The following is a 15,872-nucleotide window of genomic DNA, read 5'->3' as shown; positions in this document are numbered from 1 at the left end:
TATTACCTATCAACAGTATAACCGTTACTGGCCAAAACTGCCTGCAGCGCCTGGGAATACAACTGGGCTTTCAATGCCATCGTTGTTCACACTGGCAACCCCGAAAAAGTAGTTGTCAATTACTACGTTTTCTAACGTGGCTTCGTTCACCTTACCAACAAACTTACTAAATTCCCATTGCGGTGCATCGGTATGACGCCAGTAAACTTTATAGCCCGACAGTTGAGGGTTTTGCGCTGTATCTGCTATATCCCACATTAATGTGGTAGAAGGCTGAACGGCGCCTTTAATTTTTACGTTAGCTGGCGGGTTGGGCGCCCAAGCCATAGCCGCTAGCGATACTGCGTTTAAACCAGTTAGCTTGGCTGCGTAATCAAAATTCACACCGTCTAAGGTATCGCCATACTTGATACCATCTTCTTCTCGAAGATCCTGATGCTGGCGAGTGTAGTTTTCATTGGTTTCCATAATACGAATACCGGGGAAACCTAAATCGTTGAAGGGGCGATGGTGCCCGCCACGACCAAAGCGATCTAATCGATAAATGACCATGGTATCTAGATTCTCAATGTATTGGTCGGCAATGTTATCAATGTATCTTGCTAAGTTTCTGCTTGGTGAATCGACTTCTCCACCTGTGAAGCGGCGGGTGCGAGCTTCATCTGTGGTTTCGGTTACGCGAGTGCCTTCAGCAAATATGCGCGCCGTGGTGTTGTTGATAACCCCATTAACGCCCTCTATATTGCCAATCATGTCGTTGTTCAATACTGCTTTTAACCGCCAGCCGTCTTTTTGAACTTGGTTTGCCATAATACGCCCACCAAACAGGCCTTGTTCTTCCCCTGCTAGTGCGGCGTACACAATGCTACCGTTAAATGTATATTTCGATAGTATGCGTGCGGCTTCCAGTGTTCCAGCTAAGCCCGATGCATTATCGTTTGCGCCAGGTGAGTCTGATGTGAAATCCATCACATCAGATACGCGAGAATCTATATCACCAGACATCATCACGTAACGTTCTGGATCGGTACTGCCGCGTTGAATAGCAATAACGCTTACTACCTCGACAGGGTCGGGTATACGTTTTTCACCGCTAATGGTTTCAGACTGAAAATACACGTCTAAGCAACCACCACATTCGGCTGATATCTTTTCAAACTCAGTCTTAATCCAGCGCCTTGCGGCCCCTATGCCTCGGGTATCTGATTCGGTTTCCGATAAGGTATGTCGGGTTCCAAAATTCACGAGTGTGGTGATATCGCTTTCAATGCGCTTTGGGGAAATGTCTTCGGCTATTTTGTATAAAGCTTGTTGTTGTTCATTTTGCGCTTGCGCTGTAAAGGTCAAGGAAAGTGGTAATACTGCTAACGCTGAAATTTTTACGAATGTAGGAATGCTTTTTATCATTGTTTTCTCCATCTCTTTTTTTATCACCATACTGGATACGAGAGAAAGCAACAAATGGGGTTAACGTGTGGAGAAGTTAATGGTCGATAACAGCCTAAAATAGAAAGGGCATGCTTTATTGCGTGCCCTCCTTGTATGTACCGAGTGTATCAATACTAGATGCTGTTTATGCTAACTATAAAGCAAGCACGTAACCGATTTAAATAAACGCGAAGGCATCGCCAAATAGGTTTTCTACTTTTAAGCCGCGAACGGTAAAGTCTTCACGTACAGTTTTAGCCATTTCAAAACGCCCTGCTACATACACTTGCATGTGTTCGAAGTCTGTATGGTCGGCTAATACTGCATGGTGAACCCATCCTGTTCTACCTTTCCAGTCGTCTTCGGCAAATTCCACTACAGGTACAAAGGTAAAGTTATCGTGCTTGGCAGCGAGTGCATTTAGCGCTTCTGATAGATATAAATCACCGGTATGACGGCCTCCCCAATAAAGGGTAATAGGTGTTTTATCACCGCTGTTCAGATGCTGCTGTAAGATAGAGTAGGTGTAGGAAAAGCCTGTGCCGCCAGCGATTAGTACCATCGGCAAGCCATTTGATTGTAAAAAGGCTTCACCGTTATTTACGCTAAGACTAATTTCGCCTTCTTCTTTCATACGACTTAATACTTCGCCGGCGAAAGTATTGCCAGGCTCTGCGCCAATGTGAAGTTCAATGCGTGAATTATCATAGGCTGCATTGGCAATAGAGAAGGGGCGCTTGTCTTTTTCGCCCATATCAATAAGTGCGTACTGGCCTGCTTGAAAGGCAACTGGCGCGGGAGGTGTTAATTCAATTTTGTATACTACGTCGGTTAACGGCGTGATGCTGGCAACCTTACATTTAATTTCTGACATGTAATCTCTTCTTACGTTTGCTGTTAGCGTTTCGCCGTTGGTAAGTCCATGATACCAAGTTCATCCCAGATATCATCCACCCGTTTTTTCACGTCTTCGTCCATCACAATGGGTTCGCCCCATTCACGGTCGGTTTCGCCGGGCATTTTATTGGTGGCGTCCATCCCCATCTTCGACCCAAGGCCAGACACTGGCGAAGCAAAATCTAAATAGTCGATGGGAGTATTTTCAATCATAACCGTATCGCGTGCCGGATCCATACGCGTGGTAATGGCCCAAATCACATCGTTCCAGTCGCGGGCGTTTACGTCGTCATCGCACACTATCACAAACTTTGTGTACATAAACTGTCGTAAAAACGACCAAACCCCCATCATTACGCGCTTAGCATGACCCGGATATTGTTTTTTCATGGTAACCACAGCCATGCGGTAAGAACACCCTTCTGGCGGTAGATAAAAGTCTACAATTTCTGGAAACTGTTTTTGCAAAATAGGCACGAATACTTCGTTTAATGCTACGCCTAAAATAGCTGGCTCATCAGGCGGGCGACCGGTATACGTTGAATGGTAAATAGGATCTTTACGATGGGTAATATGGGTTACCGTAAACACAGGGAAGTCATCAACTTCGTTGTAGTAACCAGTATGATCGCCGTAAGGCCCTTCGGGCGCGACTTCGTCTTGTGCAATATAACCTTCCAGAACAATTTCAGCGCTTGCAGGCACTTGCAGGTCGTTACTTATCGATTTAACCACTTCAGTTTTATCGCCTCGCAACAACCCTGCAAAGGCATATTCGGAAAGGGTGTCAGGCACAGGAGTAACGGCACCTAAAATAGTGGCCGGATCGGCCCCTAGTGCCACGCTTACCGGATAGGGTTTTCCTGGGTGAGTTTGGCACCATTCACGAAAATCGAGCGCACCACCACGGTGAGATAACCAACGCATAATAAGCTTGTTCTTACCGATAACCTGCTGGCGATAGATACCTAGGTTCTGGCGGTTTTTATGCGGGCCTTTAGTCACACTTAACCCCCACGTAATAAGCGGCGCGGCATCACCGGGCCAGCAACGCTGGATAGGCAGTTTACCTAAATCGACATCATCACCGGTTAGTACGACTTCTTGGCAAGGTGCTTTTTTTACGACCTTGGCTGGCATATTCAGTACCTGTTTAAAAACAGGCAGTTTTTGCCATAAATCCTTTAGCCCTTTAGGTGGTTCGGGTTCTTTTAAATAGGCCAGCAATTCGCCCACTTCTCGAAGTGCCGCAACCGACTCTTGCCCCATTCCCATTGCCACACGTTCTGGTGTGCCAAATAAGTTGGCCAATACAGGCATGCTATGGTTTTTAGGGTTTTCAAATAATAGCGCAGGGCCACCAGCACGTAGTGTACGGTCGGCTATTTCGGTCATTTCTAAATCGGTATCGATTGGCTGGCTAATGCGAACCAATTCACCTTTGGCTTCCAACTGGTGAATAAAGTCACGTAAATCTTTGTACTTCATTTGAACAGGGGGTATCCGCAGACTAAAGTTAGGAACAAGAATATACTATTTCGACACAAAGTCCGATCAGTTCAGTGGGCTAAAAGGGTGGCTTATCAAGTTTTAGCGGCGTATGTTGATAAAATAATCTGGACACCCTACGTAAATGGTAGTCTGATAGCGTTAGTGCGGTTGAACTTCAAGTAGTTGAACTGTCTATATAAAAGAGTGAATAACAATAATACCCTTTTTTGCCTAAGGTGAGTGTATGACAATATTTGACCAGGACATGCTCGACGAACTTAACTTATTAGTTAAGTTTCCTACAGACAGTTTATTACAAGGCCTAAAGATACATCACGATGCCAGCCAATCAATGGTGAATGCCGCGTCAAGACTTTATACAAAGGGTCTGATTACTCAGCCCGATGGCGGTTATCTTACCGATTTAGGAATAGATTTGGCCGATCATTCTCGTCATCTACAATCAGCGCTGTGTAATCGCAAAAGTAGCCACTAAAGAATACACGCTTGTAGCGGGGCTGCTGTTTAGCCTGCCCCGTTAAACAAACCCCGTTAAACTATCATTAAGTATTCGCTTTAATGGCCGATAATTAAACATAGCCATTAAGGTCTAGATGTAAATATCGTCATATTCATACCGTTATTTGTTTCTCGGCCTTTATACCTAACCGCTTAAGAAGCATGGTTTGAAGACATTAACCCCAGACTTTAACTTAAGACATTAACTCAAATCACCAACGTCTAAATAAAGAAGCCATTGATATGAAACTGTATTCACTGCCCACAATTTGTTTATTGCTTTCTACACTTTTCAGCGCCTTGGCGTTGGCTGAAGGGGAAACTATTGATGAAATTCGTGCGGTGCAGTTATACGATCAAAATGCGCTTATCGATATGATTAATGCCAATACTCACTTAGATAAAGTAGTCGCCGATAGATGTCAGCTAGTGCAAGATATAGAAGCCCGTGCGGATATACTTAAAGTGCCTGCTTATCAGTTTTTATGGGGGGACATGTTAGCGTGGGGGGTATGCGTTGATGCTGAACCTGCCAGGGGCATGACCCATATTGAAGATGCGGCGAACCAAGGTTTCCCTGCTGCGTTAGAACAGTTAGGTCGTTACTATGCGAACGGTACTTTAGTACAACAAAATAAAGAAAGAGCGGTAGTGTATTTGCGAGAAGCCGCAGCGCTAAAAAGTTTAAAGGCGCAATTGCAGTTAGTTGAGCTATTTCTTGACGGTTACGGCAGCCCTTACGACTATCAAGATGCCTATCATTGGTTACATAACTCAGTCACTAACGACAAAGCGCAGCATCAAAAAATAGCCAGTTACTTAAGCAAGCTTGAACAGCTAATGCATCCTAAAGCAGTACGCGCAGCAAAACGCCCATTAGACAGTTAGTCCATTTAGGCTAGCAATCGCTGGTAGCAGGTTCGCTCGCCATTAAGCACGTTTGCTAAAAATTATATGGCACGTTCGAAAACTTCCCCCACCGCAACAATGCTTGAGCAAACTCACTTCGGCCGCAATTCATTTAAACCGCAATATAGTGCGACTTTACTAAATTAAGATCGCAAGAAAAAACGCCCAGCAGGCTAACAAGCGCTTCTTACCCCAATCCATCACAGTTATGTGTAGTTATATACGTGTATGATAATTATTGGGTTTTGAAACATGTTGTCATAAAACTGCCTCTTATCTGTCACCTTCGCTTCATCATTTCGTCTTATAACAGAATTAAATTCATCTGCTTTGCAGAGCTCTGACCACTACTGCAATAAATCATGAAAATACACACAATTAAGCGCAGAACACACTAACGAGATATTCATTAAGGGACACACATGTTTTCAAAAACCCTATTAGCCACCGCTATTTTTAGCGCATTGGCTGCCCCAACATTTGCTAATACAGATTCACCAGCAGATGAGAAAGACTACATTGAAGAAATTACCGTTACTGCTCAAATGCGTGAGCAATCGATAATGGATGTTCCGGTAACCATGGATGTTATTTCAGGCGACTTTTTAGAGCGCACAAACATTATGGAACTTGATGAGCTTTCTCGCGTTTTGCCAAACGTTCAAATTCAAGAACAAGCGGTAAGCCTACCTTCATTTAATATTCGTGGCGTTACAGACGACGGCTCTTCCGTTTCGGCTACTCCACGTATCTCGGTATATCAAGATGGCTTCGATATCAGTAAGAAAACAGTATCAAGTGTAGCGCTTTACGATATTGCTCGTGTCGAAGTATTAAAAGGCCCGCAGCCCACACTATTTGGTGTTGCCGCGGCTAACGGTGCTATCAGTATTCACTCTCACTTGCCTACCAATGAAAAGGAAGCAACGGTTCAGCTAGGTTACGACACTGAGTCGGGCAAAGAAGCCGAGTTCATGTTCAATACACCTATTAATGATAATCATAGCGTGCGTATTGCCGGCTTATATCGTCAGATGGACGGTATTATAGAAAACAATGCCTGCTCTGAAGATAGCTACTATGGCAACGCCGACATGATTGATCATTTAGGTAATGCAGTGCCCTGTAACAGTGAAGATCTGCAAGGCATTTCAGTACAAGCCCTACGTGGGACATGGAAAGCCAGCTACGACAACTTTGAAATAATAGCCCGTGCTTCAATGGAATATAACGACCAGCCAGGTATTGCATTTAAATCAGGCTCGATTGCGCCTAATGGCGGCGATACCAGCCCGTTTACAGCCGCTGAATTTAGTATGGGCAGTGAGCTTGGTATTGAGCGTACACTGCAGGCCTACGATATTTCATTAGATTACGATATTAGTAACAGCCTAATGTTTCATGGCGATGCGTATTATAAAGACGTAGAAGTAAGTGAAGGGTTTGATGCCGATGGTTCGGCCCTTAGAATTCAAGATGCCTACTTCGATAACGATGCAACACTAAGCGGTGGTTCTATGCGCTTGGTTTATGATGCGGGCGAAAAGCTGGTGGCTTTTGTGGGCGCCTCTGTAAGCCAAGATGATTCGATACTGCCGTATTACGTTATGGTAGACCCGTTTGTACGCGGCACGTTCGATGCAGTAAAAGCACAATTAGAAGCGTCTTCGAATATTCCGCTAAATCAAAACATTGCTACCGATGCCTCGCTTGAAGAAATTGAAGCTTTGCGCGCTATGTTAGTGTCTTCATTGTTTAATGCCGATGGCACGCCAATTTCAAATGCAGATTTCCCCTCTACTATTATTCAAGGCCCTTATATCTTTGAGGCAGAGCTAGATATCACGTCTTATGTGGCTGAGGTGTCTTACTTTGTGACTGACAAGGTGAATGTGACCGCGGGTGTGCGTTATATTGATGAATCACGTTATACCAAAAACACCTATACATTAGATTCAGGCACATTTGAATTTGAGGGGGAAGGCGACTTTGACGATACGCTACCTCGTTTTGCTGTAAGTTATGACATGAACGATAACTGGAATTTCTATGCGAACTACGCCCGAGGCCGTCGCTCACCTGTAGTTAATGCCGACTTCTCTGGTGTATCGACGACTAAAGCTGAAATTGTTGATAGCTACGATTTAGGCGTTAAATATCAAAGTAACAATTTCACCTTCTCCGGTGCGGTTTTTACCTATGAATATAGCGATTATCAGCAGTCTTATACTGATCCTGAAACTTTACAATCCATTACCGTAACCGTGGGTGATTCAACCATGTCCGGTATTGAAGGTATGGGAACTTATCATTACAGCGATACGTTATCGATAACCGGTAGCATCGGTTTCTTAGACGCAGAGTTTGCTGACAATACTGCCGATGGTAGCCCATTCCAGTATGCTGGAAATAAATTCCGCCTAGCGCCAGAGGTAAGCGGGGCGATAAATATCAACAAGGAATTTGAAGTTCAAAACTGGCTTGTAAATGTAAACTGGCTAACGAGCTTCCAGTCTGAAGTATTCTTTGAAAGCAGTAACTACCCTGGTTTGTCGCAAGATACTCATTCATTGACAGATATCTCTGTACAGTTTTCGCAAGAAGCAAGCAGCTTTGCGTATGAAGTGTATTTAGAAAATGCCTTCGATAAAGAGTATGTGATTGATGCAGGTAATACCGGTGGTGGTTTAGGTATCCCTACTTATGTTCGCGGTATGCCGCGCATTGCAGGCGTGCGCTTCTACTATAGCTACTAATATCGGTAGCTTTTAAATAATAAAAAAATCCCGTTTCGCTTTTGGCGGTAACGGGATTTTTTTATCTTAGTGTTAGATTGAAAGTAACGGCGCTAGCGCTTTGCTAGCCTTTGCCCAGCCATTACTTAGGCCTTCGTCAGCCCTCAATGACAAACTCATGACTATTTACTGCGCTGGCCGACATGGATTTAATCGTATCTACATAACGCCACGTGGCAACCGCCTGTTTTTCAGTAAAAGATACCGTTAAATATCCCCGCTGATGCAAATTGCAATATGCTAAATCATCGATAAGTACAGGAAGATCTTCCGCCATGGTTGACGCCGTGTCAGCATCCATTTTTAAATAATGCTCCATACCCGGCGATGAAACACTGGATGTGGCAAGCTCCGTTGCCACCGCTGTGCCATCTTGCAAGGTTAAGGTGTTATGCCACGCATTGTGCGTGTCGCCCGCTAATGCGATCACTGGTTTATTTAATTGTTGCACTGCAGTTAGCAATTGTTCCCTTTCAACCGGATAGCCATCCCATGCATCAAGGTTGTACGGCATGGCAGCGGCTAGCAGCTTTTCTTCTTGTGCTGAAATGGTTTCTCCGGCTAGCTTTCTGCGTTTGCTATTTGCAAGGGCGTGCACATGAGCAGGAATTTTTTCAAAAGGGACACCATTAAAGATAGAGGCAGGAAACATCATGCGGCCAATTAAAAGCTGCTGCCCTAATACTTGCCACTTCGCCTTGCTATCGTTCATGGCCGTATTAAGCCATGTTCGTTGAGCATCCCCCAGTAAACCTCGTTCTGGTGCACTAATCGCTTTGGTAAATCCGGGTAAATCAAAAGCCTTGGTATCAGGGTCGCGAAAGTCACTATAGGCTAACTGCTTATCTCGCGCTAAAACACGAGTATCTAGCATGTATAGGTCAACCAAGTCGCCAAAGGTAAACTGTCGATATATTTCTAATCTGCTTTCACCAAAGGTAGGTCGAATGGGGAGCCACTCATAATAGGCTTGCACCGCCGCGGCTCTGCGCGCATAAAAATCCCCCTCATCTTCCTGATGATTTTCAGCACCATCTTTGTAGGTGTCGTTAGTGATCTCATGATCGTCCCACACCACAATAAAAGGCTTAGCACGGTGTAAATCTAATAAACCTTGGTCAGTACGATAGAGCGCGTAGCGTTTACGGTAATCTTCAAGAGTATACAACTCGGTATCGTTGTCTTCGGCAAACGTGCGGCCTAATTCTTTAGCATGTTCGGTGGCATAGCCTTCGCCATCATATTCGTAAATGTAGTCGCCTAAATGCAATACAAAATCAATATTCTGCTGTGACGCAGCATCAGCATAAGGCGTAAAAAAGCCCGCAGGGTAGTTAGAACATGAAAACACTCCGAACGTTACCTGGCTTACATTTTCTTTCGGTAAGGTTAATGTTGTACCTACTTCGCTCATACTATTTGCGCTTTTGAAGCGATAATAATAGCGGGTGGCAGGATTCAAACCGGAAACATCAACTTTAACAGTATAGTCTCGTGATTGCTGAGCCTGGGCAATATCACTGGCAACAAGCGTACTAAAATCTTTTGAAGTAGATACTTCCCATAAAATGTTAGCGTTTGCTGCTTTTTTGTCGGGCAAAGCTCGGGTCCAAAGAATAACGCTATTATGCAGAGGATCGCCGCTAGCAATGCCATGAGTGAAGCTGGCACTATCTTGTGGCTTTTTAGTAGAAACACAGCCGGCTAAACCTGTTGCAATGGCAACACTGGCACCGGTAATAGAACTTAATTTAATAAAAGAACGTCTGTCCATAAGGCATGTCCGTAAGGGTTATTTTTTTAGTGATTGAGAACTAAAGATATATCGAAAGTGTATGACACTGGCATGGCAGTTTTATAACGTAATGTTTTGTGCAGATTGCTGTTATACTGTGCGTAAATCGAACGCTTTAAAATTGCTATGCGTAGAACATGGGCAACAGTGTTTGAAAAATGAATAAACTAACGAGGCGACAGAACAACTCTATGAGTGATGATCCGCATTATCAGCGCGAGAAAGAAAAGTACGAAAATCCGGTAGCAAGCCGGGAGTTTTTGATGAGTTTATTGAAAGAAGAAGACAGACCTATGTCTTTTCTTGAAATATGTACGGCAGTAAATGCCGAAGAAGAAGATGCTCGCATTGGCATTCAACGCCGCCTTCGCGCCATGGAGCGAGAAGGGCAAGTTCAGTTCACCCGTCAAAAGAAGTACATTCTTCAAGATCAAGATGAGTTGTTCCGCGGTAAAGTCATTGGCCACCGTGATGGCTTCGGCTTTTTACGCCCGGAAGATAAAAGCGGAGACCTGTTCATTAGTGCAGGCCAAATGAAACTGTTTTTACATGACGATATTGTAGAAGCACGAGTTAGCGGTACCGACCGCCGCGGTCGTAAAGAAGCCTTTATTACGCAAGTGGTAGAACCGCGTTCAGAGCCTATAGTTGGTCGCTACTTTGTAGAGCAAGGGTTTGGCATGGTTGTGCCAGATGACAGTCGTCTACAGTATGAAATTGTTATTCCCCCTGAACACGTACACGGCGCCCGTATGGGGCAAATAGTGGTGGTTGAGCTTACGCAGCGCCCACGTCGTAAAATGAGCCCAGTGGGTAAAATTGTTGAAGTACTAGGTGAGCATATGGCGCCTGGTATGGAAATAGAGATGGCGCTTCGCACCTTTGATATTCCGCACCAATGGCCAAAAGGCGTTACCAAACAGGTTAAAAACCTTACCGAGCAAGTGCCCGATGAAGCAAAAGAAGGGCGAATCGATTTACGTCAGCTTCCACTTGTTACCATAGACGGTGAAGACGCTCGCGATTTTGATGATGCCGTATATTGTGAACCGTTAGATGATGGTGGTTGGCAACTATGGGTAGCCATTGCCGATGTAAGTTACTACGTACGAAACGGCACAGCGTTAGACGATGAAGCCCAGCAGCGAGGCAACTCGGTGTATTTCCCTGAGCAAGTTATTCCTATGCTACCGGAAGTGCTGTCTAACGGCTTGTGTTCACTGAACCCAGAAGTTGATCGCTTGTGTATGGTGTGCGAGATGACGATTACCGCTCAAGGTAAGTTAGATACTTACCAATTCTATGAAGCCGTAATGAATTCTCACGCTCGTTTAACTTACACCAAGGTATGGCAAATACTGCAAGGCGACAAAGATCTTCATCAACGGTATGAAGCACAAGTGCCGCATTTGCGTCATCTTCACGATTTATATCGCTCGTTGAAAAAAGCGCGTCAGCACCGTGGTGCAATTGAGTTTGAAACCCAAGAAAGTAAGTTTGTATTTAACGCCCAGCGTAAAATTGAAAACATCGTGCCGCTTATCCGTAACGATGCCCACAAACTTATTGAAGAGTGCATGATTTTAGCTAACGTTAGTGCTGCACTAACACTGTCTGAAAATGAAGCGCCTACGCTATATCGTGTACACGATAAACCAGACGCCGATAGGCTCACAGCTTTCACCAGCTACTTAGCTGAAATAGGCGTGCCGCACAAAATTACCGATGAAGCCTTACCGGCAGATTTCACCGACGTGGTATTAAAAACCCGTGGTCGTCCTGACGAAGAGCTGATTCAAACCATGTTGCTTCGCTCAATGAAGCAGGCTATTTACGATGGCGATAACCTAGGTCACTTTGGCTTAGCCCTTGAAGCCTATGCGCACTTTACGTCGCCTATTCGTCGTTACCCAGACTTAGTGGTTCACCGCGCATTAAAAGGAATTATTGCCAAGCAAAAAGGCAACAATACGGTTTCAGGTGCGAAGAATTACACGGTTGAAGAAATCGAACAGCTAGGCGAACAATGCTCGATGACCGAACGTCGTGCCGACGATGCAACCCGTGATGTTGCTGACTGGCTTAAATGTGAATTCATGCTTGACCATGTTGGCGATACCTTCGAAGGCGTAGTGAGCTCAGTGACAAACTTTGGCTTGTTTGTTCGCTTAACCGAATATCACATTGACGGCCTAGTGCACATTACCTCACTAGATGACGATTTCTATCACTACGACCAAGTTAAACAAATACTGGCGGGTGAGTCGGGTCATCGTCAATTTAGACTAGGCGATACTGTAGAAGTAAAAGTGGCTGCGGTTAACCTAGATGAAAGAAAGATTGATTTATTGCTGGATAAGTCTATGCTGCGCGGCCCCGGCGGCAAGAAGGTTAAAGTAGCCAGTGCGAAGAAGCCGCCTAGAAATGCTAAGCGAGGCCCTAAAAAGGGCGCGCCAAAAGGCAAAGGGGCACCATCGCGTTCGAAGAAAGGGGATAAGCGTTAATGGCACAGCAAGAATGGTTATATGGTTTACATGCAATGCAGTCGGTTTTAGAACAAGAACCAGAGCGTGTAATGGAAGTGATGGTATTAAAAGGCCGTAACGACGAGCGTTTGACTAATATTGTTAATCAAGCACGTCGATTTGGTATATCAGTACAGTTTTGTCAGCGTAAAGCACTAGACGACAAAGTTAACGGCGAACAGCACCAAGGCGTGGTCGCTAGAGCGAAACCCGCTCGTGTAATGGATGAAGCTGACTTAGATAGAATCTTAGACAAAGAAAGCAAGCCATTATTGCTTGTGCTTGACGGTATCACTGATCCGCATAATTTAGGCGCCTGTTTGCGTACCGCCGATGGCGCGGGTGTGCATGCAGTGGTAGTACCGAAAGATAAATCGGCCAGCCTTAACGGCACCGTGCGCAAAGTCGCGTGCGGAGCAGCGGAAGTTATCCCACTTATTCAAGTGACTAACTTGGCGCGTACGTTAAAGCACCTTCAAGATAAAGGTTTATGGATTGTGGGCACGGCGGGCGAAACCGACAAAACCCTCTACGATATAAAACTAGATGGCCCAACCGCACTAGTGATGGGCGCTGAAGGTAAAGGCATGCGCAGGCTTACCAAAGAGACCTGTGATGAATTAGTGAAGTTACCAATGGCAGGTAGTGTAAGTAGCTTAAATGTATCGGTTGCCACTGGTGTGTGCTTATACGAGATAGTGCGCCAACGTGGCTAACTAGCTTTTATTAAGTTGGTATATAACTATTAGCTACAAACTTATATTAGCTACAAACTTATATTAGCTACAAACTTATATTAGCTACAGACTGATTCGCAAAAGACAGAAGCCGTTAACGTATCCGTTAGCGGCTTTTTCGTTTCTGAAAAGCGTGAAATTAACAAGTGAATATTTAAGGTAATTTAAATTATAAATTAATATTTTCTTACAAATTGGCACTTTACATTCGAACCTCGCGCCATCTCTGCATTTACCAAAATTCCAACGCTACTTAAGCACAATTCAATCTACAACTTACGTATATATTTTCAACGTGAGGAACATTTCGTAATACTTAACTCATTGATTCTATGCTTAATAGTTAAATGGTGCGCATTTAATGTTTTACCCAATGCCACATCAAAAGGCAGGTGGGCCGTTTGCGAATTTGAGCATGGAGTGCTTTCGTAGGAAGTAGCGTTTGCCCTGAATGTCTATTAATAACAACGAAGTTTCAAAAGCGCTGTAAAGCGTTGAAACACGACAAGACAGATAACAGGAAATAAAAGTGAATATGAAACACACAAGTATATCAGCCATCGCCCTTGCAGTTTCTGTAGGGTTAGTAAGTCACGCTGCAACTGCAGCAATCACAAAAAACACGACAGCAACAAACACAACCAATGCACCAGTAAAAGTGGAAGAGCAAAAAGCATCGCTTCAATCTTTACTCGGTAAACGACTTGTTTTGAAAGGCGAGTCTGCACAAGAAGAACAGCGCTATATTATAAAATTCAAAGAAACATTAACGACAGATGTTATTAGCAATGCCAGTAGCAGCAAATCTGGCTCGGCTGAACTAGTTCAAGCCACAAAATCTATTGTGAAGCGACCTTTTGAAGTGCAATCAGCCCGCAGTGAAATACAGAAGGTGGGGGGAGAGGTTCGTAAAGAGCTTAGAAAGCATCGTATGATGGCGGCGTCTTTAAGCCGAAGTGCCCTCAATAAACTACGTAACAACGCAAATGTAGAAAGTATTGAAGTAGATGTAAAGCGCACACCTATGGCGCAAACCACGCCTTACGGTTACACCATGGTACAAGCTAATCAGCTTTCGCAAGCAGATACTACCGCTCGGCGTGTATGTGTTATCGACACGGGATACAACCTAGGGCATCCAGACTTACCTGGCACTAACAACGGAGTAACCGGTCAGGCGAATAATAGTGCCGTGGGGAATTGGTATAACGATGGCAATGGTCATGGTACGCATGTGGCGGGCACCATTGCCGCTTATGACAATAGCGAAGGGGTTGTTGGTGTTTACCCAGGCGTGAATTTGCATATCGTTAAGATATTCAATGACAGTGGTGATTGGACCTACGCCTCTGATCTTATTGATGCCATTTCACAGTGTCAAAGTGCCGGGGCTAACGTGGTTAACATGAGTTTAGGTGGCGGCAGCGCGTCTACAACCGAGCAAAACGCCATGCAAAGCTTTGCCGACGATGGCTTGTTGCTAGTAGCTGCGGCCGGTAATGCAGGTACGAGCGCGAAGTCATATCCTGCTTCGTACGATGCAGTCATGTCGGTTGCCGCTGTTGATTCAAATGAAAACAGAGCAAGCTACAGTCAGTACAATGACCAAGTTGAAATAGCCGCTCCGGGTAGTGCCGTTTATTCAACATACCCTACAGACACATATGCGTCTTTAAGTGGAACTTCAATGGCTACCCCTCACGTAGCAGGTGGCGCGGCCTTAGTATGGAGTTACTTCCCTCAGTGCTCAAACACGCAGATACGAAATGCGTTAACATCAGCGGCTGAAGACAAGGGAGCAAATGGGCGAGACAACTTGTATGGTTTTGGCCTGATGCAACTTGAGGATGCCTACAGTTACCTGAATACCAATGGTTGCGGCGGCAGTGGCGGTTCAGATCCCGGTACCGACCCAACTGTTGAGCCGGTGTCAGGTCAACTTACCGGACTATCTGCATCACAAAGCAATTGGAATCGTTATACGTGGACTATTCCTGAAGGTGTAACGACCATGACGGTACAAACGTCTGGCGGTAGTGGCGATGCCGATTTGTATATGAAATTTGGGTCACAGCCCGAAACCAGTGACTTTGATTGCCGTCCTTACGAGAATGGTAATAATGAAGTGTGTACGTTCCAAGCACCCGCAGCGGGTACCTGGCACATCGGAATTCGTGCTTACACAACTTACAGTGGCGTAACGTTATCGTATTCCTATGAATAGTTAACTTACAAATAAAAAGCTCGCCCCTATTACCTTATAAACAGGTAATAGGGGCTTTTTTGTATAGAAAGACAAAATACTTTTGTAGTGAATTGTCAGCTTTGTAAAGGCAGCGTAAAGGTGTGAACTATAACAAGCTTTGTAGTGCCATACGGCAGTATAGTTCACGCCTTTCTGGGCAGTGTAACTCCCTTCAAACAATCACGAATTTAGTAAGGACGTTCAGTATATGCAATTTCAATTTCCGGCTTGGTTACGAAACGTAGCTATCGGTCTGGTGGCAATATCAGGGTTAGCTGCTTGTGGTGGCTCTGACAGCAGCTCCGATTACTCGTATGCTTATATACAATTCTATAATGCTTCGCCAAATGGTGCGAATGTAGAAATGCGAGAAGTCGATGGAGATAGCTTTGGCTCTGCGCAATTTGGTGATACTACTGCGATGTACTCAATGGACAACGGTGAAATTGAACTTGTGTGATTACCAAGGGATTGTGTCGGTCTAATTACCGAGCGATTTTGTCGTAAATAGCATATCAGCCAGTTGCTAAA

General features: G+C 44.7%; 11 protein-coding genes. 7 read left to right on the top strand and 4 right to left on the bottom strand.

Features of this window, described 5'->3' with window-relative positions; translation table 11 throughout:
* Positions 1 to 24 precede the first annotated feature (24 nt).
* From J5X92_RS17395 to ubiD, 3 genes are all read right to left on the bottom strand, one after another.
* On the bottom strand, positions 25 to 1,419 hold the full coding sequence (locus J5X92_RS17395; protein WP_208806223.1) for a M28 family metallopeptidase: 1,395 nt from the start codon (positions 1,417 to 1,419) through the stop codon (positions 25 to 27).
* 187 nt (positions 1,420 to 1,606) lie between these two features.
* Positions 1,607 to 2,302, bottom strand: a complete 696-nt coding sequence (fre, locus tag J5X92_RS17390; RefSeq protein WP_013786239.1) for an NAD(P)H-flavin reductase — start codon at positions 2,300 to 2,302, stop codon at positions 1,607 to 1,609.
* 23 nt (positions 2,303 to 2,325) lie between these two features.
* Entirely contained in the window at positions 2,326 to 3,813 is a 1,488-nt protein-coding gene (gene ubiD / locus J5X92_RS17385) for a 4-hydroxy-3-polyprenylbenzoate decarboxylase (RefSeq protein ID WP_013786238.1), read from the bottom strand.
* Between the two features lie 247 nt (positions 3,814 to 4,060).
* Here ubiD and J5X92_RS17380 point away from each other — a divergent pair, with 247 nt between their 5' ends.
* The 3 genes from J5X92_RS17380 (at position 4,061) to J5X92_RS17370 (ending at position 8,000) form a co-directional block, all read left to right on the top strand.
* Positions 4,061 to 4,312, top strand: coding sequence for a TIGR02647 family protein (locus tag J5X92_RS17380; RefSeq protein WP_126871752.1), 252 nt, complete (start codon positions 4,061 to 4,063; stop codon positions 4,310 to 4,312).
* A 266-nt stretch (positions 4,313 to 4,578) separates the two neighbouring features.
* The gene (locus tag J5X92_RS17375; RefSeq protein WP_126871753.1) at positions 4,579 to 5,223 is read left to right on the top strand and encodes a tetratricopeptide repeat protein; all 645 of its coding nucleotides are present in this window, start codon (positions 4,579 to 4,581) and stop codon (positions 5,221 to 5,223) included.
* 443 nt (positions 5,224 to 5,666) lie between these two features.
* Positions 5,667 to 8,000 (top strand): TonB-dependent receptor, encoded by a 2,334-nt coding sequence (locus J5X92_RS17370; RefSeq protein ID WP_129740203.1) that lies wholly within the window; start codon positions 5,667 to 5,669, stop codon positions 7,998 to 8,000.
* 136 nt (positions 8,001 to 8,136) lie between these two features.
* On the opposite strand, the gene J5X92_RS17365 is transcribed toward J5X92_RS17370, so the two are convergent.
* Entirely contained in the window at positions 8,137 to 9,813 is a 1,677-nt protein-coding gene (locus J5X92_RS17365; RefSeq protein ID WP_208806195.1) for an alkaline phosphatase D family protein, read from the bottom strand.
* Positions 9,814 to 10,025: 212 nt separating this feature from the next.
* Between J5X92_RS17365 and rnr the strand changes: the two genes are divergently transcribed.
* From rnr to J5X92_RS17345, 4 genes are all read left to right on the top strand, one after another.
* Positions 10,026 to 12,338, top strand: a complete 2,313-nt coding sequence (gene rnr, locus J5X92_RS17360) for a ribonuclease R (protein ID WP_208806194.1) — start codon at positions 10,026 to 10,028, stop codon at positions 12,336 to 12,338.
* Complete coding sequence (gene rlmB / locus J5X92_RS17355) at positions 12,338 to 13,075, top strand: 23S rRNA (guanosine(2251)-2'-O)-methyltransferase RlmB (RefSeq protein ID WP_013786232.1); 738 nt, start codon at positions 12,338 to 12,340, stop codon at positions 13,073 to 13,075. The genes rnr and rlmB overlap by 1 nt, the downstream gene beginning before the upstream one ends.
* A gap of 556 nt (positions 13,076 to 13,631) precedes the next feature.
* Entirely contained in the window at positions 13,632 to 15,320 is a 1,689-nt protein-coding gene (locus J5X92_RS17350) for a S8 family serine peptidase (protein WP_208806193.1), read from the top strand.
* Between the two features lie 229 nt (positions 15,321 to 15,549).
* Positions 15,550 to 15,801: a hypothetical protein gene (locus J5X92_RS17345; protein WP_244361000.1), complete on the top strand. Its 252-nt coding sequence runs from the start codon at positions 15,550 to 15,552 to the stop codon at positions 15,799 to 15,801.
* Positions 15,802 to 15,872: the final 71 nt, after the last annotated feature.

The sequence above is a fragment of the Alteromonas sp. K632G genome, from assembly GCF_017653625.1.
GTDB lineage: Bacteria > Pseudomonadota > Gammaproteobacteria > Enterobacterales > Alteromonadaceae > Alteromonas > Alteromonas naphthalenivorans.
This window is presented reverse-complemented; position numbering and strand designations above follow the sequence as displayed.

Coding starts and splice junctions, on each gene's coding strand:
- J5X92_RS17380 (WP_126871752.1), top strand. CDS start 4,061: ATGACAATATTTGACCAGGACATGCTCGACGAACTTAACTTATTAGTT.
- J5X92_RS17375 (WP_126871753.1), top strand. CDS start 4,579: ATGAAACTGTATTCACTGCCCACAATTTGTTTATTGCTTTCTACACTT.
- rlmB (WP_013786232.1), top strand. CDS start 12,338: ATGGCACAGCAAGAATGGTTATATGGTTTACATGCAATGCAGTCGGTT.
- J5X92_RS17370 (WP_129740203.1), top strand. CDS start 5,667: ATGTTTTCAAAAACCCTATTAGCCACCGCTATTTTTAGCGCATTGGCT.
- J5X92_RS17395 (WP_208806223.1), bottom strand. CDS start 1,419: ATGGAGAAAACAATGATAAAAAGCATTCCTACATTCGTAAAAATTTCA.
- ubiD (WP_013786238.1), bottom strand. CDS start 3,813: ATGAAGTACAAAGATTTACGTGACTTTATTCACCAGTTGGAAGCCAAA.
- J5X92_RS17350 (WP_208806193.1), top strand. CDS start 13,632: ATGAAACACACAAGTATATCAGCCATCGCCCTTGCAGTTTCTGTAGGG.
- rnr (WP_208806194.1), top strand. CDS start 10,026: ATGAGTGATGATCCGCATTATCAGCGCGAGAAAGAAAAGTACGAAAAT.
- J5X92_RS17365 (WP_208806195.1), bottom strand. CDS start 9,813: ATGGACAGACGTTCTTTTATTAAATTAAGTTCTATTACCGGTGCCAGT.
- fre (WP_013786239.1), bottom strand. CDS start 2,302: ATGTCAGAAATTAAATGTAAGGTTGCCAGCATCACGCCGTTAACCGAC.
- J5X92_RS17345 (WP_244361000.1), top strand. CDS start 15,550: ATGCAATTTCAATTTCCGGCTTGGTTACGAAACGTAGCTATCGGTCTG.